This is a genomic window from Massilia glaciei (genome assembly GCF_003011895.2).
Classification (GTDB): domain Bacteria; phylum Pseudomonadota; class Gammaproteobacteria; order Burkholderiales; family Burkholderiaceae_D; genus Telluria_A; species Telluria_A glaciei.
Genome location: NZ_PXWF02000246.1, coordinates 1 through 19,127 on the forward strand (window position 1 = coordinate 1; position 19,127 = coordinate 19,127).

At 59.4% G+C, this 19,127-nt stretch carries 20 protein-coding genes and 2 pseudogenes; 1 reads left to right on the forward strand and 21 read right to left on the reverse strand.

Translation table 11 applies throughout. The features are described from left to right. Positions 1-40: 40 nt before the first annotated feature. The 10 genes and pseudogenes from C7C56_RS16675 to C7C56_RS16715 all read right to left on the reverse strand — a co-directional run bounded on the left by C7C56_RS16675 (position 41) and on the right by C7C56_RS16715 (position 9,581). On the reverse strand, positions 41-709 hold the full coding sequence (locus tag C7C56_RS16675) for a TonB family protein (protein ID WP_106758506.1): 669 nt from the start codon (positions 707-709) through the stop codon (positions 41-43). Between the two features lie 632 nt (positions 710-1,341). After that, positions 1,342-1,749: a hypothetical protein gene (locus C7C56_RS28255; protein WP_146204521.1), complete on the reverse strand. Its 408-nt coding sequence runs from the start codon at positions 1,747-1,749 to the stop codon at positions 1,342-1,344. Positions 1,750-1,833: 84 nt separating this feature from the next. After that, the gene (locus C7C56_RS16680; protein ID WP_106758507.1) at positions 1,834-2,433 is read right to left on the reverse strand and encodes a hypothetical protein; all 600 of its coding nucleotides are present in this window, start codon (positions 2,431-2,433) and stop codon (positions 1,834-1,836) included. A 142-nt stretch (positions 2,434-2,575) separates the two neighbouring features. Beyond that, positions 2,576-2,926, reverse strand: coding sequence for a hypothetical protein (locus C7C56_RS16685; RefSeq protein WP_106758508.1), 351 nt, complete (start codon positions 2,924-2,926; stop codon positions 2,576-2,578). Positions 2,927-3,088: 162 nt separating this feature from the next. Next, positions 3,089-3,532 carry a DUF6368 family protein gene (locus C7C56_RS16690; RefSeq protein ID WP_106758509.1) on the reverse strand — a complete coding sequence of 148 codons (444 nt, stop codon included), beginning with the start codon at positions 3,530-3,532 and terminating at the stop codon, positions 3,089-3,091. A gap of 288 nt (positions 3,533-3,820) precedes the next feature. Further along, the gene (locus C7C56_RS16695; protein ID WP_181373209.1) at positions 3,821-5,056 is read right to left on the reverse strand and encodes a serine hydrolase domain-containing protein; all 1,236 of its coding nucleotides are present in this window, start codon (positions 5,054-5,056) and stop codon (positions 3,821-3,823) included. Positions 5,057-5,421: 365 nt separating this feature from the next. Continuing rightward, positions 5,422-6,184: pseudogene (locus C7C56_RS16700) on the reverse strand (SDR family oxidoreductase). Between the two features lie 120 nt (positions 6,185-6,304). Beyond that, on the reverse strand, positions 6,305-6,931 hold the full coding sequence (locus tag C7C56_RS16705; RefSeq protein WP_106758511.1) for an HAD hydrolase-like protein: 627 nt from the start codon (positions 6,929-6,931) through the stop codon (positions 6,305-6,307). Positions 6,932-7,060: 129 nt separating this feature from the next. Continuing rightward, positions 7,061-8,146 (reverse strand): DUF2855 family protein, encoded by a 1,086-nt coding sequence (locus C7C56_RS16710; protein ID WP_106758512.1) that lies wholly within the window; start codon positions 8,144-8,146, stop codon positions 7,061-7,063. Positions 8,147-8,177: 31 nt separating this feature from the next. Further along, positions 8,178-9,581 (reverse strand): NAD(P)-binding protein, encoded by a 1,404-nt coding sequence (locus C7C56_RS16715; RefSeq protein WP_106758513.1) that lies wholly within the window; start codon positions 9,579-9,581, stop codon positions 8,178-8,180. A 146-nt stretch (positions 9,582-9,727) separates the two neighbouring features. On the opposite strand from C7C56_RS16715, the gene C7C56_RS16720 reads away from it, so the two are divergent. Continuing rightward, the gene (locus C7C56_RS16720) at positions 9,728-10,336 is read left to right on the forward strand and encodes a TetR/AcrR family transcriptional regulator (RefSeq protein ID WP_106758514.1); all 609 of its coding nucleotides are present in this window, start codon (positions 9,728-9,730) and stop codon (positions 10,334-10,336) included. A gap of 77 nt (positions 10,337-10,413) precedes the next feature. Here C7C56_RS16720 and C7C56_RS16725 read toward each other — a convergent pair whose 3' ends face one another. The 11 genes and pseudogenes from C7C56_RS16725 to C7C56_RS16770 all read right to left on the reverse strand — a co-directional run bounded on the left by C7C56_RS16725 (position 10,414) and on the right by C7C56_RS16770 (position 19,120). After that, entirely contained in the window at positions 10,414-11,775 is a 1,362-nt protein-coding gene (locus tag C7C56_RS16725; RefSeq protein ID WP_219933172.1) for a hypothetical protein, read from the reverse strand. A gap of 109 nt (positions 11,776-11,884) precedes the next feature. Further along, positions 11,885-12,688, reverse strand: a complete 804-nt coding sequence (locus C7C56_RS16730; RefSeq protein WP_181373211.1) for an MBL fold metallo-hydrolase — start codon at positions 12,686-12,688, stop codon at positions 11,885-11,887. 215 nt (positions 12,689-12,903) lie between these two features. Next, positions 12,904-13,218, reverse strand: a pseudogene (locus C7C56_RS29965) (DUF3703 domain-containing protein); the annotation flags it as partial. 84 nt (positions 13,219-13,302) lie between these two features. Next, a complete protein-coding gene (locus C7C56_RS16740) occupies positions 13,303-14,001 on the reverse strand; it encodes a helix-turn-helix domain-containing protein (RefSeq protein ID WP_106758516.1) in 699 nt (232 codons plus the stop codon). Positions 14,002-14,018: 17 nt separating this feature from the next. Further along, positions 14,019-14,216: an alpha/beta fold hydrolase gene (locus tag C7C56_RS30500; RefSeq protein ID WP_307719055.1), complete on the reverse strand. Its 198-nt coding sequence runs from the start codon at positions 14,214-14,216 to the stop codon at positions 14,019-14,021. Next, positions 14,182-14,781 carry an alpha/beta fold hydrolase gene (locus tag C7C56_RS30505; protein ID WP_307719056.1) on the reverse strand — a complete coding sequence of 200 codons (600 nt, stop codon included), beginning with the start codon at positions 14,779-14,781 and terminating at the stop codon, positions 14,182-14,184. Before C7C56_RS30505 ends, C7C56_RS30500 begins: the two co-directional genes overlap by 35 nt. After that, positions 14,729-15,121 carry a VOC family protein gene (locus C7C56_RS16750; RefSeq protein WP_106758517.1) on the reverse strand — a complete coding sequence of 131 codons (393 nt, stop codon included), beginning with the start codon at positions 15,119-15,121 and terminating at the stop codon, positions 14,729-14,731. The genes C7C56_RS30505 and C7C56_RS16750 overlap by 53 nt, the downstream gene beginning before the upstream one ends. A 119-nt stretch (positions 15,122-15,240) precedes the next feature. Further along, the gene (locus tag C7C56_RS16755; protein ID WP_106758518.1) at positions 15,241-15,591 is read right to left on the reverse strand and encodes a DUF2200 domain-containing protein; all 351 of its coding nucleotides are present in this window, start codon (positions 15,589-15,591) and stop codon (positions 15,241-15,243) included. A 242-nt stretch (positions 15,592-15,833) separates the two neighbouring features. After that, the gene (locus C7C56_RS16760; RefSeq protein WP_106758519.1) at positions 15,834-17,411 is read right to left on the reverse strand and encodes a S8 family serine peptidase; all 1,578 of its coding nucleotides are present in this window, start codon (positions 17,409-17,411) and stop codon (positions 15,834-15,836) included. Positions 17,412-17,746: 335 nt separating this feature from the next. Further along, a complete protein-coding gene (locus C7C56_RS16765) occupies positions 17,747-18,427 on the reverse strand; it encodes a carbonic anhydrase (RefSeq protein WP_106758520.1) in 681 nt (226 codons plus the stop codon). Positions 18,428-18,439: 12 nt separating this feature from the next. Further along, positions 18,440-19,120: a Crp/Fnr family transcriptional regulator gene (locus tag C7C56_RS16770; protein WP_106758521.1), complete on the reverse strand. Its 681-nt coding sequence runs from the start codon at positions 19,118-19,120 to the stop codon at positions 18,440-18,442. Positions 19,121-19,127: the final 7 nt, after the last annotated feature.

Here is a 19,127-nt window from a genome sequence, read left to right on the forward strand (position 1 = left end):
CGCTTGGAATTTGAAACCGCCCTGCATCCAGCTCTGCAGCTTAGTTCAAATGCAATCCGATATTCGCAGTATTCGGCACTGGCTTGCCTTCGAAAATGGTCGGCTGATACCGGCAATTTTCGATGAACTTGATCGCTAACGCATCAATATCCTGGTTCACCGAGCCCTCTACGACAGTACGATATGGCTTTCCTTCAGGATCCAATAAAAATCGCAGTCGTATTGGCGGCAGCGAAGTTTTTTCTGCGGCGACGGTAAATTCTTTGGATGGGGAACAGCTATCCTTAATCAGCTTTGGTGGCACACTCGGCGTGTCCGAATCCAGGGTCCACCTATAACCAATCTCCTTCTCAACTTGCACTGGCTTTCCATCGCGTGTTGCGGGCGTAAAACGGCAATGGGAAAAGCCATTAAGCGTTGCCTTGTCCAACAACTGCCAACCACTACTAACCGATATGGCGAGATTCTGAGGCTGCCCCAGGACGTCTACCGAAAATTTGATTTGTACATCGCCGGTCAGTTCATAAAGAATGGCCTCCCTTGGATATACAAGTCGACATGAATTCGGAAGGACTCTAGCAGTGGGTGGCGGCGCAGGCGGCCGCGCATCTGTAACTGCGTCGATTGTCGGCGCTGCCGCAATGGCGCGCTCTTCCAAAACACCGGCATTCGCGTATGCGCTGGCCACGCCGAAAAAAAACAGCGGCAATCAAAAATAATTTCGCAATCATACTTAGGTCCTTAGTTGCTATAACTACACGCGTGGTCGTCTCGTACATTGAAGCCGGTCAGATTAGCACGAAACTGCCTTATTAAAGTCGTGCATTTGCCTCAACATCACCCCAGTCAATGTCTCCTCGAATCTAGCTGCTTGTTCGATTTTTGATTCGGGCAATTCTCGACCTCCCCCATCCAAAAATCGTACTCGTGTACAGAGCACCAAAACAAGTGGCCTCCCGGTTATTTTGGATGTGGCCTTGATAGTGTAGGGTCCAATCCTGCCGCCGGATAGATTAACAAAATGCAGGCCTATCCGGACCTCCGCATATGCTGAGTCGGATAAATTTGCTTTGAACGCGACAATTCCCAGACCTCAGGCATTTGCCGCATGAGCGGATTGAGTACTTCGGTCCTTAAAGTTCCCCCAGCAAGGCTAAGCTTTGGAACGATTAATGCGATGAGGAAGATCGTGCATAAGCGCATCTAGGCACCTCGACTATATAATTCATTGAAGGGCCGCCCCTGACCGGAAATGTCATCATACTTGAACGTCCGCTATCGCCCCAGAGCCGTCTCTCACAGTAGCAGATCGTGGCATCGCTGCGCTCGCACGATCTAACCTTAGTCGTTAGGGCCGGCTGATCGCGCCATATTTGCGGCTCTTACCATGCTCCTCCTATTTCTTCTTAGAACGGCTATGAACATGACGATAATGACCATGGCCCAGAACGATGCCGTGAAACCTGCCGTAAGATAGATTTCATTACTCGACAAAACTTTTCCAGCTTTTTTTAAACCCAGAAAAGCTGAGTTTGCAATGTAAATAGATAGCGGATAGAACGCTGCGCTTAGAAAGAAGGCAAGAAGCCGAAGGCCCCTTCGTGCCAGAAGAGTGCAAACTACAACGACAACTGGCCACCCAATTAGTCCTATGGCTCCGTAGCCGGCGTCGCCGTGCGCCAAAGCTGGCACCGGCAGACTAAATAAGGCCAGTATTAAAAAAGCTTGTTTGATAAGAAGGGTTCTCATGTGATTCCTGACGTTCAAAGTAACTGGCTGCCAGAACGCGCAGCGTGCAGGCAGTCCAGTTGACTGCTAGGTTGGGCAATTGTCTCACCTAATTTCTCGCCAGAGCGGAATACTTTCGACCGGGAATGCTGTCACCCATGAAGGAAAATTCGGATCAAAAGCAATGCCATAAGCGGGGCTAACAATAAAACCGACTCTTTCGAATAAGTCACTGTCTCGTGCAGCCAAATATTCTGCCAAATTCGCGAAGCCGACGGTATCCGACGCGAACTCAATTTCGGGAGCGTCGAAAGTGATTTCCGCTAACACTCTGGTGGAATCAAAACGATAGATTGCGTTCTGATACCGTAGCTCCAGGTCTCCGATGCGAGAGAACCCTTCACTCAAGGGATGCCCAAGAATATTGACTAGAGCGGCTCGGAACTCACCGAACTTAGCAATACCAACAGCCCTGAATGAGTCAACTTTCATGAAGCCCAACGCAGAGCTGTGCGGCAGGCCGCCAGCGAAAAAAATATCCCGTTGCTGCCGCTCAGACTTAGGCCGAACGCCACAGGAAAAAACGTATAGGGCGAGGCACTTGAGCGTCCGCTCCTGGCCGGCAGCTGTCGATTGTACTCGACCGTGATTGCCGCGCAGGAGCTCGACGGCTGCCGCCCCGAAGCCGCCACTCAAAGCCTGCATGATGGACTCAGGCTGTTCCTACCAGACGGTGAGCATTGCTGAATACGTTCGGGTTTCGGATTGGCGCGCCCCGGCGCTTGCAGCAGGGACGTTCATGATCACTTCATCTGCGCTACCTGGCAGACCTGGACACTGCGGAGTGTCACTCACCCTTCGCCCGGACGGTAACGGGAAAAACGATATCGAGGTCACACTCGATCGAAGGCACATTGTTCCAATTTGTTTCGTCCATAGGAAGCCGGATGCGATCGTTGACGGACTCACGGTCGAAATCAGTGAGAAGAAGGCCAATGTCAGGCCCGGCTACTGACGTGGGTACGAGTTGCCGGTCTAGTTCAACTGCCCCGACCGTTGCCTCAAGCTCAGCATTCCGGGATCGAATTAACACGCGGGCGCCGGTAGCAACGCACCCAGCCACGACCTTCCCCCGAAACACGATGCCCTGGTGATAGATGACAAAGACTTCATCTGCTAAGAATTGGAACTCATTCATTTCACCATCCCTACATCTTTTAAAAGAAAAAGTCCTGGAAACAGGGCATTTCGGCGACTGCCTATGCCTCGGATTTTAGCGCGCCCACCGATGGCCCGAGCGTCGCCAGCGGGGGGCGTCACTGGCCGCTTCTGGCCGTATACAGTCATGTAAATGCGGGCTTCAATTTATCATCCGGAACTTCGGATGACCAATCCAATGATAAAGAAACTCGGGGGTGACGTAGTCGCCATATGCGCCTTCGAATCGCCCCTCCATAACTAAAATGCCGTCATCAGCGAACGACTTGATGTGGCCGCCCAATGCAACCACACCGTCGAGTTTCTGTGCAATATGCGCCACGAGCATCGCAAGATAGGCTTCTGATACAGGTCCACGGCTCATGGCGCAAAAACCGACCACGCCACAAGGATTCAAACCCAAAATATCGAGCGCAAGCTCTTCCTCGTCGGCAGGCCCGTCGTACCAAACAAAGGGTCGTCCTGCAATCCAGAAGGACTTCCCCTCAACTGAAGATGCCGCTGTTCGAATATAGTTTTCAATCAGCTCACGCTCACCGTCGGAAATGGATTGACGCAGCAACACTTCTGCGGTGGCGCCTGCCATATTGAGCCTTTAACCTATTTTGATGAAAAAGTTCTTTAAATTTACGGCTGTCAACGTCCGCTGCTGGCCGAGTCCTGCCGATTGTACTCGACGGTTGCGGTGCGGCGGCCGATGTCGGTCGCTGCCGCCCCAACGCGGAAATGCGTCACACCAAGAGAACCTCACGAAGGCGATACTCCACTAGGCCTGACGTGCCCAGAACCCACGGACAAATGGACCAAATTGAAGCGCATCCTGGGCGTCGAGGCCGATGCGGGCAACACCTCGCCGAACGGTTCCGCTTCGCTGTTACTTGGACGGCCCAGCCAATTGCCCTGAGTTGTCAACACCCTTGAGTTGGCGAACCAGTTCATAAGCCGTGTCTTGCACAGCTTCGCGCGCGGCGCCAGTTCCAGAATTGGTCATCACTGCCACCGCTACACCTAAAGCAGGTGCGATGACCAAGAAACTGGCACCGCCCTCTTGCTGTCCACCGTGGTGGATGATAGCCGTAGGCTTGTCTTTGCCGAACATCCTGGTCGAGGTGTCGATCCGCCACCCCAACGCATAATTTTGTTCATTTGCCTGGCCGTCTGCCAATATGACCGGCGTCCACATCGTCTTGCGCGCCGCCTGCGACAGAAAGCTATCTTTTTCAGCACAAATGGCAAGACGCACGAAATCTGACGGTGTTGACACGAGACCGCCTCCGGCAATGCGATTGCTGGTGTCTATGGGGTCTGCCAATTTGTAGATTCCACCCTCCGCTTGATAGAAGCGCGCACGTGCCTTCATGGGGGCAATTCCGTCGACCGCCGTATCCTGCATGGCACAGGGTTCAAAAACAAATGTGTGCAATAGCTGCGGGAAGGTAGAACCCGCGGCTAATTCGAGTTTGCGTGACAACAGCGAGTAGCCCCACGTCGAATAGAGGAATTTGGTACCAGGTGAAAACCGTAATCCATCGCCAATAAAACTATCCAAACCTTCGGCGACGCTTGCATAGTGCTTAGGGCCATTCAATCCTACTGAGCTGGACAATATTTCCATTAACGAGTAGTGACGTATGCCGGAAACATGGGCCGCCAGTTGCCGTGGAGTGATTCGGCGCGACTCCTCCGAAAGCCCGGCGATGCTCGTACCCAACGGTGTATCCAGTTCCAGTAGTCTACGGTCTACTAACCGCATCATCGCCATGGCCGTGATCGGTTTTGCCACACTGCCCGTGCGGTAGCGCGTGGAGGGCGATGCAAGCGCACGACCTTCAATGTCAGCCCATCCAAAGGATCCGGCCCATCTGAGCTCACCCCCGATCGCGATGGCTGCCGACATGGAAACCACACCAGCCTTTAGCGCTGCAGTACGCAGTGCTACGTCCAGGGCGACCGCATTGGATGCGGAGAAGCCAGCGGATGAGGTGCTGCTTACCGTCGCTGCAGGCGCAGCGGGAATTGGTTCTTTTGAAAATGCGTACGTGGAGTTACTGAATACTACCGCTGGCGCGATGGCGAACAATAGCTGCGCGAACTTACCAAGTTTTTTCATAGGAGATCCAAAAAAATGCGGGGTGAGGGGTTGGTATCCCTTGGGCGCGAACCGCGTCCAGCCAATTTTGCGTTCCGTTTTCAAGCAGCTAATTGTGCTTAAGGGTAAGTGCTCTGACATGAAAGTCGAACAAGTTTCCTCAAATTTTAACGCATCCTCCGCTGAGCTCTCATGTTTTCCAATGACGGCTGCTGGCCGGAGGCAGACGTCACAAAAGATGGGCAACCCGCAGATCGCGGCATCAGGGTGAGAGCAATTAGCGCGTGCGGCGACGCCAGTCATGTTCATAAGGGCGCCGGGGCAGACGACGTGCGCACAAGTTCTATTCTAATCGTTTGGCCGAGCCTGTTTGCACGCCTGCCCCGTCAGGTACGGTTAATGGACACGCCACCATCGACCATCAGGCTCGATCCCGTGCTAAAGCTTGAAGCATCGGACGCCAGGTAGTGCCGATTGAGCGATCTCTTCCGGCTGGGCAAGTCGCTTGAGCGCATACAACCCTTCAACGAAGGCGCGGGCTTCGGGCGTGTTGGCGGTCCCGCGGCCCATTGGTGTGTCGGTGCCGCCAGGAAGCAGCGCGTTGGCGCGGATGCCGTGCCTAGCATACTCGACGGCGATGACCTGCATCAGACCGATCATCCCGGCCTTGCTGGCGGCATACGCGCCCATCCCTGGAAAGCCGACCGTGCTGCCAACAAAGGTCGAGGTGAAGATGATGGAGCCCCCACCGCGCGCGACCATTGCAGGCAGCTGGTATTTTGCGCCGAGGAAAGCGCTGGTCAGATTGGTGTCGAGCACGGATTGCCAAGCGTCCGCGGAAATGTCAGCCACCGGTGCGGCGTCGCCGGTTGTGCCAGCATTGTTAAAGGCGATATCGAGCCCGCCGAAGTGGTCGACCGCCGCTTCCACCAAGGCGCGCGCGAGATGCTCGTCCCGGATGTCGCCGGCGATGGCGATCGCTTCGCCACCGTGACGCTTGATCTCTGCAACGAGCGTATTGAGTTCGGCCGCGCGGCGCGCTGTGACGACCACTTTTGCACCTTGACGTGCGAATAATTTTGCCGTCTCGTAGCCGATGCCCGAACTTGCGCCAGTGACGATCGCCACTTTTCCTGATAGCTGATGCATAAGGTTCCTTCTGCTGAAGTGATTGAGGATCTTCAGCATAGGATGCCGGCGGGCTGGCGATCTACCCGTTTCTTGCCAGCGAAATGAGAAATTGATCGCCGTGAAGTTCTCTCTCCGGCATCAGGCCGCCGCCCGGGCAATCGATGCGACGGTGTCGAATTCCTGAGCGGGCAGATGCGGCCTCATGGATTCGATCGCGCCATACCCCCAGGTGACCGCCCCGAATGCGACCTGCTCCTTGTGCGCCGCCTCCAGGTCCGTCACCTGATCGCCGATACAGATTACTTCGCGGCCCGGAATGGCGGCGGCCTTCATCACTTTCCGAATTCGCGAAGCTTTTCCGAACATCGACATGCCGCATTCGAACTGGGAGAAATGACGCGCATTCGCCTCCCCCAGGATCTGCCGCACATTCTGCTCGGAGTTGGAGGAGACGATGGCCAGCACCGCGCCCTTGTGCGCAAGCTCCACGAGCATCTCGTCGACGCCATCGAATAGCGAGATGCCCGCCGCGTTCTGGTTCATCAGTCCGATAAAGCGTTTAGCGATTGCCGGGAGCTTCCATGTCGGCATGGCCACCTCGCGCATCATCTGCTGGGGAGTTAAATGGCGGTAAGTATGGGCGAGCTCGGGATCGATTCGCTTGAATCCATATTCGTCGGCAATCTGGTTGAAGACCCGGCTAAAGAAGGGGAAGGAATCGGCGAGGGTGCCATCAAAATCGAATATGAAAAGGCGATATGTCATGGATGCGGGCGGGTTCGGATGTGTCTCTGCCACGATGACGTGGAGCGCAGCACTTGGGCATCATATCCGAAAAATAGCCCACTAAAGAATGGGCTGCGTTCCCGCGAAAATCGTGCCGCCCCTGCCTCGTCACGGTGCGACGATCAGCCCCTGCTCGGGCGGCACCGTTCCCGCGCACACTGCCGGGTGCACCTCTGCCAACCCGGCCAGACCGACCACCCGGGTGAAGCGCAGCCAGCTCAGGCTGCGCCCGATCGACTGCGCCAGGAAGGCCCCGGTGCGCTGTGCGAACACGGCATCGCCCCAGCTTTTGCGGAAGCGTTCCACATGGGTCGGGGCGAAGAAGAACTCGGTGTCCGCCTCGGCGTCGCCGTTCACCGTGCCCTGTTCCCAGTGGGTCATACCGACCAGCACACAACGCAGCAGCGCACCGCCCAGGTGGGCGTGCAGTCGGGCGCGCAGGGCCGGATTGCCAGCCATGTCGACCACCACGGTCGGGATGGACGGGTCCAGATCCTCCAGGGCGTCGTAGTCCACCGTCTCGGCGTACAGACCCAGCCCGGCGACGAAATCGCGGTTGCGCCCAGATGTGGCACCGACCACGGGAGGCGCGTCGCCGTTCTCGGCCAGCGCATAGGCCAGGCCGATGCTGGTCTTGCTGCTCGCACTCAGCAGCAGCACCCGGCGGGCGCCGAAATGGCCCTGCTCGCCCAGCCAGGCGGCAATTGCGAAGCCGGTGATATAGAGCGGGGTCAGCAGCATGCGCGCCTCGTCCTGCGCCGCGTCGTAGCCCGGTTCGGCCGCCACGCGGCTGTAGCGGTTGTAAGCCGGCGGCAGATGGGCGCGGTGCGCCGAACCGTCGAACAGGGCATGCCGCTTCACGCCCTGCGGCAACAGGTCGACGTGGGTGGCCGGCGCAAAGAAGCCGAACAGGCGCTCGCCCACCGCAATCTCGGCGCAATCCGACGCTTCCACCGTGCCGAAGCCCCAGGTCGGGGTCATGCCCCAGCCTTGGGCATCGGCCTCGGCCGGGGGGAAGAAGCCCCAGTAGCCGAGCATTTCGCCGGTGACCGCATAGGTGAGGTTGTTGGACGAGTAGCCGAAGCGCTCGATGCGCACCCGCGCCGCGCCCGGGGCGAGCGGCGCTTCGGCGAGGCCGTCCTCCACCACGCGGCCATTGGCGAAGTTCTGACGGTCGATCTGAAACTGTGACATGGGGATCTCCAAGTTAGGGATGGAAAAACTATCAGGCGATTTCGGCAGCGAGGCGCTGCAGGTTGGACATGGCGGCCGGTGCCGCGCGCTGCAGGCGCGCGACGATGGCCTGCTTGTCGGTCTCGTGGGGCTGGATGCGCTTGAGCATTTTGGCGAGGGCGTCAAGACGGCTTGCCACCAGCCAGCGGCCAATGCCGGGCTCCTTCGACCAATGATGCTGGTTGAGCGACATGGCCAGTGTCATGCGGATCCAATCGGTGTCGTGATTGGGCAGCGGCACCACGCCGCAAAGGCGGTTCTTGTGCGCCTCGTCCTCGTAGGCGGCCTCGACGTGGGCGACGAAGGCGGCGCTGAAGACGGGCTGGTACGAGCGCACCGTTTGCGCCGTGATGCGCTTACCCTCGAACACGGGTTTTATGCTCAGGTTGCCGATGGCACTGGCCGAGCAGTCCACGTGCACGTGGCCCGCACTGGTGGGGAGTTGGCCCTGTGCGAGCACGATGCGGTCGCGCTCGATGCGCTGCACCCGGCCCATGCGGACGATGTTGCGGATCCGGCGCAACTGTTCCAACTCCATCGCGCTCACCGTGGCGCCGTGGAACATGCGCGGGCGCACGGCCGGATCGATGCGCAGCAGCGCGCCGCTCGCTTCGAGCCGGTCGAACAGATCCTCGATGCTCGTTGCGGCCGCAGCAGCTTCGTATTGGGCCGCGATGCCGCCCACCGTGCTGCCGAAGAACTCGTCGGTCGCCTGGGTATTCTGGCGGTCAAGCAGCCAGGCATCGCGCGGCATGATCCAGCGGATGTGGTCCGGGTCCACCCCTTGCGCGAGCAGCCACAGGCAGGCGTCGATGCCGGTCTTGCCGCCACCAATCACCACGTAGCCTTCGGGCTGTCCGGACAGCGTGGGCAGGTCGTTCACCGGCATGAAGCGCACGCCCTCGCCGACCGTGAAACCCGGCGTGTGATTGGCCGGAACGGTGGTCTTGAGCCAGGTCGCGTCGACCGTCTTGCGGCGCACGTCCACGGTGTAGCGCTGGCCGGTCAGGCGGTGCACGAAGCCGTCCTCGCCGTCGACGTCGCACAGCGGGAAATACCGGACCCGGCCGCTGGGCAGCAGGCGATGCCGCATCACATCCTCGAAATACGCCAGCACCTCGGTGCCGCTGGCCAGATCGCCCAGACCCTGGTTCCAGCCCGCCGGGTCCTTGCGCCCCTTGCTCAGTTCGACCGAGTTCACGCCGTAATAGGCGGACGGCTGGTGCAAGGTGACGAAGGGATAGGCGATGTTCCAGTGACCGCCCGGCTTGGCCATGCGGTCGACGATGATGACCGTCGCGTCGGTCTCGGCGGTCAGGGTGTCGGCGAAGGCCATGCCCACGGCGCCGGCGCCGATGATCAGGTAGTCCGCTTCGAGATGGATGGGATCGGGCATGCCTTGACTCCGGTTGGCTGGGTTGAAGAACAATCAATAACACTGTTATTTCCCGATGTTAATAACATTGTTATTGGGCGTCAAGCCTTTTTGAGCGAGAATGGCGTCCCGGCCACCACTTTCTTCCCCGCCACTTCCTGCCACCCATGGACGACGCCAAGACCCGCATCCTCGCCGCCTCATCGGAGTTGTTCCTCGAAGGGGGCTACGACGCCCTCAGCGTGCGGGCCATCGCCGCGCGCGCCCAGATGTCCACCATCGGCATCTACAACCACTTCCAGGGCAAGCAGGGCATCCTCGACGCCTTGTACGCCGAGGGGTTCGAGCGGGTGGTGTGTGGCATGGACGTCCAGGACCCCGACCCGCGGGCGGCGCTGCTGCACGCCTGCAGCAACTACCTGGAGATCGCCGAGCGCTATCCGGCCCATTACGATCTGATCTACGGCAAGTCCGACAGCGCCTACACGCCGTCCCCCGCGGCAAGCGCGGTGGGGACGCGCGCCTTCGACATGCTGCACGCGCTGATCGCACGCCTTGTGCCGGCCGGCACCGGCGGCGCCGCGCGCCTCGACGCCGCCATGCAGATTTGGTCGGTCGTCCACGGCTTCGTCAGCCTGCGCCGCCACTCCATCGCCGAGGTCGTGCCCATGGACCACTGGCACGAGCGCGCCCTGCCCGTCATCGCCTTAGTGGCCGATGCGCTGGCGCGGGGGGAGTTGCCGCGAGGATCACACGGCGACGGAAGCGGAGGCTGAGGCTGAGCTTACGCTCTTTTGAAGGGGCCAATTCCACGAAGCCTGTGAATGTACTACCCCGCCCACGAGTACCATGCCTACGTGGAGCAGCGCTCCACCCCGGCAAGTGCGCGTGTCCTGGGGTCAGCGTCGAACGCGCACTCTGCCAACACCCATGCCGGAGCCGTGTTCGTGTCGGTCAGCGCCTTTACGGCCTGCCTGCGGCAGGTCGAGCATGGCGAAAGTTCATATACTTCAAGAAGGCAATCGAGCGCCCCAACACCAGGATGCGCTTCGCACAAGTCCAGAAGTTTCCCGGCGAGGTCGTGCCTTTCGTCAGCATCGTCGAGCCCTGCCAGGTGGCCCGCGCAGATTGAAAAATCGCCCGCTTCAAAATTGTTGACCAGCAGCGCGACGCCGTTTGCGATGTCGCCATCGGCGATCAATTGCTTGCCCGCTTGTCGCAATTCGCCGTGCGTGATGGGGGCGAGGGCCTTCACGGCCGCCCACCGGACCTGTTCGTCGGAATGGGTAAGCCATCGAAGCATGCGATTGTCGAATCGCGGCAAGCCAGTTTTTGCAAAGCATCTGAACAGTCGTTTTACATGCTCTGGCTCGTCCGACGCCAGCAGCGCTGCGAAGACCGTCTCGCATTGCTCGCTGCCGGCCTGGGCACTCCACCGCCTGAACCAATGGCATTGGTCCCTCGGATTCTTCTGGACGAGAGCCACGATCTCCGCGCCTGTATAGGAAGTGGCGTCAAAACGACTTGAAGAGCCGCTGCTCTCGCGTGTCTTGCGGATGCCCGCCAGATAATTAGCAACATCGGAATCGGATGCTGCCTCGCGTTCCAATGCTGCAAGTCCGCGCTCAGTCCCTGTCGTTTTATCGAACTGCTCAATGATGTAGCCATCGACCCAGAAGTCGGGATCGGACTGCAACCACCGTCCGAACTGCCTGGCGGCATAAATCAATCCGTCCTTGCCGTCGAGAGCGACGATTTCATCGGCTGCAAACACATCCGCCGTGTACGACGAGCGAACAAGCGACGAATACAGGAGCCGTCTCGCGTCGTCCGAGCCGGCAGCGGCGAGTTCTTTAAGGATTGCGCTGCGCTGAGCCATGTCGCGATGGTTCTCCGGCGGCGGCTGGTGCACCATCGCCTCGATCGCATGCACCAGCTTGGTATTCAGCTTAACGCGATCAACAATCGAAAACAGCCATGGTGCCCGCTCTGCCTCGCATTGAGGGTCGAAGGAAAGACAGGATACGCATGCTTCAATGATTTTGTCGTCTAGACCATTCGTTCCATGCTGCTCGACATGTTGCATGGCACGCCCATGCCCCGTCCTGAGGGCGGTGGCGAAAGCGATTGAGCTGAGAGGTAGAACTGGGTTTTTTATTCGCATTTGGGAACGGCTAATTTCTTCCGGGCGCAGCAAATCCAAAGTCACAAGCATGAAATTCCCTGCTCCAGCAGCCTTATCGCTGGGACTGGGGAAATCCCTTCCATTCAAAAGCGGTCACTGGCTCCACTTTATCATCTCAACCCTCGCCTCCCGACGAAATTTAGCGGCGACCTATACGGATCGGCGTGCCTACACTCACACGACGAAATGCATCACCGAACCTTCGCTCCGCATAGCCGATCGCTTCATCGCTGGTATCGTGGGTTCCCAGTGCCAGTATCCCGATCTTCTTCTGCGCCAACAGGGCCAAATCGGCATTGATGTCATCGACCGTGATCGGGGAGAAAAAGCCATCGCCCGACGCGAACCGTTTCTGCAGGTCGAGCCCGCCAGCGAACAAACGCCCCGCCGGCACCGGGTAGTAGACATCGCCGACCAAGCCATGCAATGGCGCGCCGAAGGCGTCCTCCAGGCGCTTGACGAGCTTTGGGAGCGTCTGGTGACCGCATCCCACAATGACGACCAGTCCTTTGCCTTCCACGTTAATGACCAGCGCCTGCTCCGCGATGGCCCCCATGAAAAGCTTGCGCGCGATCGGGCCGGTGCTGGCCACGCCCGCCAGCAGCGCAGCGGGGTGCCCGATCGTCGTCACCGCAACGCCAGGATACGACAGCGGTACAGGCGCGAAAACGCGCTTCCCTCGGAGGTCGACTTGCGCGTTACCCAGAGAGAATGTGTTTGCTTTTACCCAGTCCTCGCCACCCGTGTGATCTCGATGGGCATGGCTGAGAAATATCGTATCGACCTCGGACAGCGCAACGCCGAGCTCACGCAGATTGTGCTGCAACGGCGATGGTTCTTCACGCAAGGCGTTCCAGCCGACGTCGAATAAAATCGTGTTCCGGTCGGTCTTGATGAGATAGGAAGCCCCTGCTTCGGTCTTGAATCTTTTGGAATGTGCCAATTCACGATTGGGATGATCTCCAGCGATTTCGTACTTCCAAAATCGGCCAACCGCGCCACCTTCGTCGTTTTCCAGGCTTGCTCTACGGCTGCAACATCGTTGGCATGGCTTTGCAACGCAAGCCCCGCGGCGGCAAGACCGCCGACGACGAGCAGCGCCGCCCGGACACCCATCTCACGCCTCAAGCTGTATCCAACGAAGTGAACCTTCATGTCATCCGGCACGGGCATCGGCTTTACCGCGGACACACGGGCGCTCCCCGGATTACCCACCGGAACCCAGCCGAAAAGATAGCCCGGCACGACTGCCAGCAGACGGGCCAACTGCCCTCGGATTTCGTTGAATTGCCTGCGGCTTAGGGCGATCCGAAGCATCTGAAGGTGCGTGACCATGTGCGCGAAAAAATAGCGCTGCCCGATGATGTGGGCTCTTTCGAGATGATAAACCGCGAGGTCGAGATCGCCAGAATGGCGCGCAGCGTGGGCCGTCGCCATTTCAGTTTTAAAAGCGTGTTTGACGGAATTTGGCATGAGAATCTCCAGCAGCAGGATATAGGAAGGCTTGGCTGAATTCTGACACTGGAACCAATCCCTGTATTGAACAATTCGCCTGCGCTAGCGTGACAATAGGCTGAGCATTCTGGGCGTGATCCCCAGCACCTTTCGCATGGTGCGGGTGAAATGGGCTTGATCGGCAAAGCCGGCCTCAAACGCCGCCTCGGCCAGGCTGGCGCCGCCTGACAGGCTTCTACCAGCCCGCTCCAGCTTGCGCCACATCACCCAACCCGCCAGGGGAATGCCCAGTTCTTGGGTGGCCAACGCGCGCAAACGGGATGTGGACAAACCCACGGCACCTGCCGCGCGCGCGACTGCAGCCGCGCTTGTGTCGAGCGCGAGGCATTGCAGCGCTGCCGCCAATCTGGCGTCGAGCACTGGCGTGGGTGTCGGCACTTTGCCAAGCAGCCGTTCGATACAGCTGGCGAGCGGTGCGTCCAAATCGACCAGATCGAACAATGACGCAGGAAGAAGGGCAATCCCTTGCAGCGTGGGGCCTGCCAATAAACATGCTATTGGCGACTGCGGTTCAATCAGCAACAATGTAATGATGCCGGTCGCGTGAATGGCGTGGGGCGCGCCCGGCGCGACCAAGAGCGCAGGACCGGAAAATGTGCCGGTGGCGCCGCGTATCGTGACTTGTCCGTCGGCCGACAGCGTAAGCTGCAGCGCAGCATGAGCATGTGTCGTGTTGTCCGCAGCCCGACCACGAAAAGCGACCCACGAGCTGCCGAACTCCAGTTTGCCAGTCCAACTCATCGCAGTGTCTTCCTTGCTTAAATCGACGACGAAGACAGGTGCCGGTCAATGAGCGGCGCTACGAGGTTCGCGAAAGTGCAGCACACGCCGTGGTCTCCGCCGGGGATAACGTGCAAATCCGCCCGCGGCAGCAGTGAAGCGAGACGCCGACCAACGCTCACCGGACTGATCGGATCTGCATCACCCCACAACAGCAGCGTCGGCATGGACAGCATATAAGCTCGGCTTTAAGTCTTCGTGATAGTTGGTGAACCAATCGGGCAATCTGGAATCGACCGCTTGGGCAGCCGGCCGCCAGTCTTCGGCATCAAGGGTAGTCGAGCCCAATCCGCCCGAGGTCACGGAAAGTACCAAGTGAGTGATGAGCTCCGGTTTCTTGAGCGCGGCAAGTAGCGCAACGACACCTCCCATCGACTGGGCGATCAGGGCACTGGGCTGGTCAATGTCGTCAAGAACCCTCGACACCAAATCGTCAATGCCACGGATGCTCGGGTCCGGCGGAATGCCGCAAAAGCCGGGCCAGGTCATATGCACTTTCAAGGCCGGGTACGTCAGCAGGTCGGAGGCGGGCCGCCAAAATTCTGTTCGACCCAGTGCCCCGGGGAGAAAAATGAGCTTGGATGGTTTCTGCATGGAAGAAAAATAAGTTGTTGACGGCCGTTTCTGACCGACAGCGAGCGCACGGGGAGTGCCGACGCTGTCAGCATTGGCCCCGAGGCCAAAGGCCTTACTTAACCCGATAAATCGCGCATAGCTTATTACCGTCAGGATCACGAACATAGGCCAAGTGCATTGCCCCCGTGGCGCCTTCACGCAGGCCCGGTGGATCTTCAATGGATTGGCCGCCGTTTGCGACTGCGGTGTCGTGGAATATCTGCACCTGCTCGGGCGAGTGGCATTTGAAGCCAATCGTGCCGCCGTTTGCGCATGTCGCTTCTTCGCCGTTGATCGGCTCGCTTACGCAAAAGGTGCTTCCCTCATGCCGGTAAAAGAGCCTGATGTGACCTGAAGGGGCTTCGTTGCGAAACGGTTCGCCTGCCCCGAGCGTTCCGAGCACGGCGTCGTAGAACCGTTTTGACTGTTCGATGTCATTCGAACCGATCATTACATGATAGAACATGCGATCTCCTAAATGATGGTGTGGGTGAAGCGTTATTGACGAATATTGGACGACCGTCCTCTTTTTTAGCCGGTAGCAGGCACATCATACGTGACCAGCTGGTCACGCCGCCCTCCCCGCTATTCCCGCAATATTTTCCCCATTACTTTACCTTTTGCGAGTTCATCAACCAGCTTGTCGAGATGGCGAATTTTCTGCATGAGCGGATCATCGACTTCTTCCACGCGAACTCCGCAGACCACGCCCTTTATGAGCTTACTGTTCGGATGCATTGCTGGTGCTTGAGCAAAAAAAGTTTGGAAGTCATTCTCAAGTTCGATTTGCCGCTGCAGCCCAGAGCTGTCATACCCCGTCAGCCAACAAATGATCTGGTCGACTTCCTCTTTGGTACGGTTCTTGCGCTCGGCTTTCTGGACGTACAAGGGATAAACCTTCGCAAATGCTGTACCGAAAATTCGATGCGTTGACATTGCCACCCCTGTTTGTTGACGGTCTTCTGCCCCGATACTAGCCGGTAGCACAGATCATACGTGAGCGGCGTCTTTCGCCCACAGGGGACCGATTGAGGCTGATCACGGCCGCGTCCTTGGGAAGCAATCCATACATTTTTGAATAGCCCTGCCCTGATCCATACAAAAATGGATGACGCTGCTGCTTGCACGTGACCAAAAAAAAGGACGCCGAAGCGTCCTTTCCAGTTTTTCAGTGCAGCTTACGCGCCGCAGCCGTAGGTGCGGATGCGGTCGTACGCAGCCCTCGCCTGGACCAGGCCAAAGCCATACTTGACGTCGCGTCCGACGGTGCCCAGGTCTTGTGCCGACCTGGTCAGCGAAGTGCGGATCTGCGAGCCGGTGCAGGTCGGGAAGTAGCTCCATACCAGTGCCGCAACAGCGGACACGTGCGGGGTTGCCATCGAGGTGCCGTCCAAATAGCCGTAGCTGGTCCGCTTGACCGTGACGGTCGCGCCCAGGCCCAGTTGGCCCCGCATTGCCGCGCCTTCGGTGTCGCTTGCCGTGACCGAAGGAATGGACGCGATGGTGGTGCCCATGGTGCCGCCGAAGCCGCCTGCCACGTTGTTGTAGATCACCGCGCCAACGCCGCCGCTGTTCTGGCAGTTCATGACCTTCGTGGCGAAGTCGACCGTGCCGCGCGCAATCAGGCAGACCTTGCCCGACACGGTGCTGCTGGTGCGGTCGCCCAGGCCGAAATCGGCCAGTGTGCCCGTCGCAACCTTGTTTGGCGCGCCGGTGATGGCGCCCGGCTTGTAGGTCGTGGTGGAAACCTTGAGCTCCGACGCCGAACCGGTGTTCGTCGGCACGGTCGACAGCACGGCCACGCCGGGACCGGCGATTTCGACCTGGCTGTTGTACTGTGAAAACGTGGCCCACTGCTTGAACTCGTCGATCGCGGCGACCATCATGACGCTGCTGTAGCCGGCCGGGTAGGACACGACGGTATTGCCGTCGTTGCCTGCCGCGGCGATGTTCAGGATGCCTTTCGACTGCAGGCTGGCGAAGGTGTTCGACTCCGTGGTGCTCGACGATGTGCCGCCCAGCGACATCGAAATCACGTTGGCGCCGGCTGCGGCGCACTGGTTGGCGGCCGACGCCAGGGTCGACGAGTAAGCCCAGCCATTGGCGCCGAATACCTTGACGATGTGCAGCTTGAGGCGCTTGTTGCTGTTCACGCCGACCACGCCCACGCCGCTGGCGTTGACCGCGGCGATGGTGCCGGCCACGTGGGTGCCGTGCTTGTTCTCGTCGGTGTACCAGTTGCCGGTGCCCGAATCGTACTGGCCGGTCATGTTGATGCTGTTGCCGACCAGGTCTTCATGGGCGCGGTCGATGCCGGAGTCGATGATGCAGACCTTGCGGTTGCCGACGTAGGTGTCGGGCAGCAGGTCGGACTGGGTTTGCTTGATGCCATATGGGACCAGCTGGCCCAGTGCGTAAGGGCTGCCGGTGGAGGCCGAAGTCAGCGCGAACGGGCGGCGGACAAGGTCTTCCTCGACGTATTCGACGTTCGGGTTGTTCTGCAGGCCCTTGAGGGCGGTGAGCGGTACTTCGATTGCCATCGCGTCCATGCCGAAGATCTCGTGCTTGACGTTGCCCCTGGCGGCAGCGATCGCCGACTTGATGTTGGCGCCATGACCCGGCTTGAATTTGACGATGACGCGGGTGCTATCTGGCGCGGCGGCCGATGCGACACCCATGACGCTACCCATTGCCACTGCGGCCACGACCAACTTGACGGCGGCTGCGATTACGGTCCTGCCAGGCTTGTTCTGCATTGTTGTTCTCCGAGAATTTAGGTTTCTGTCGCCGCAAGCTCTGTCGGCTTGCGTGCACTCTGCAGCACCGGATAGGCCTGCAGCGGGAGACAATGTATTCGCTTATTTCGTGTCATCAATCAACTTTCAATGTTGCGCAGCAGCATTTGTTGTTTTGCCTGAAAAGCATCGAAATTTGTCGTCAAGTCAGCTGAAAGCGTGAGATTTGGTGATATTATTCCGGTCCGCGATAAAAAAGTTGTCTATGTAACTACATTAAGTTGCCGCGTAGCACTGTTCGGCAGGCGAAAAAAAAGGCCGCCGAAGCGCCCCTTTTCCCGCGCCACCGGCCACCTTCACGCGGCCGCGACGGGCTCCGGCCGCACCGGACCGCCAGGGCTGATCGGGCACACGATCGGCAAAAAGCGCTGCTGGCACGCGGAGTAAGCCATCAGCGCGCCGGTGTCGATGTCGAAGTACCAGCCGTGCAACACCAGCTTGCCCTCGTCGACGCGCCGTTTAAGCCACGGATAGGTCAGCAGGTTGTCTAGCGACTGCAAGATGCTGGCCTGTTCGCAGGCGGTGTGCCGCTCCTCCGAGCTTTTATGCGCCAGCTCGCGCAACACCCGCTCGCGCACCGGCGCGGCGATGCGCATCCAGCGCTCGACGAAGTCGGTCTCGCGCGTCTCCTGCTGCGGCGCCAGCAAGGCGCGGATGCCGCCACAATGCGCGTGGCCGAGCACGATGACGCGCGCCACCTCAAGGTTGCAGATCGCAAATTCGATGGCCGAACTGACGCCCGGCGGCGCGTCGGGCGTGCAAGGCGGCACCAGGTTGGCGATATTGCGCACCACAAACATGTCGCCCGGGTCGCTGCCAGTCAGCAGCGCCGGGTCGACGCGCGAATCGCAGCAGCCGATCAGCAAGGTGGTCGGGCGCTGGCCGGCGCGCAGCGCGTCCCACAGCGTATGGTCCTCGGAAAAATACTGCTGCTGGAAGCGGCTGAAGCCGCGCACGAATTTTTCGATGTCTTCCATGGATCGTCCCTTTTAACCCGCGTAGCTTCGCAACGCGTCGATCGAGAGCAATTTCACCTGCCTGCCGTGCATTTCGACCAGGCCGTGGGCGCCGAGCTCGGACAGGATGCGCGAGAAATGCTCGGGCGTCAGATTCAGGCGCGACGCCACCACGGCCTTGCTGACGGTCAGCACCACCTGCTGGCCGTCGGCCGCGTCCTCGCCCTGCAGCAGGTAGCCGATCACGCGCTGGGTCCCCGAGCGCAGCGCATACGACTCCATGTCGCAGATCAGGCCGTGCATGCGCCGGCTCAGGCCGGCGAGCATCTTGCGCGCGAAGCCCGGCACTTGCTCGATGCCTTCAAACACCACCTCGCGCGTCACGTGCAACAGCAGCGTGTCGGCCAGCGCCGTGGCCGAGACGATGTACGGTTTTTCCATGAACATCAAAGCCTCGCCGAAACTGTGCCCGGGTCCGATCAGTTCGATGATTTTTTCCGCGCCGCTGGCGCTGGTCGCGGCCAGCTTGACTTGGCCGAAGATGACGAGGTGGAATCCAAGGCAGGGGTCGCCGCGCCGGAAGATCAGCTCGCCCTTCTCGACGTGGCGCTCGGTGGTGCCGGCGGCGATCGCCGCCAGTTCGGACGGCGACATCGCCGCGAACAGGGCCATGCGTGACAGGAAGGTCGCGGGGGAGAACCGGGGCTTGTCCATGGCCGCG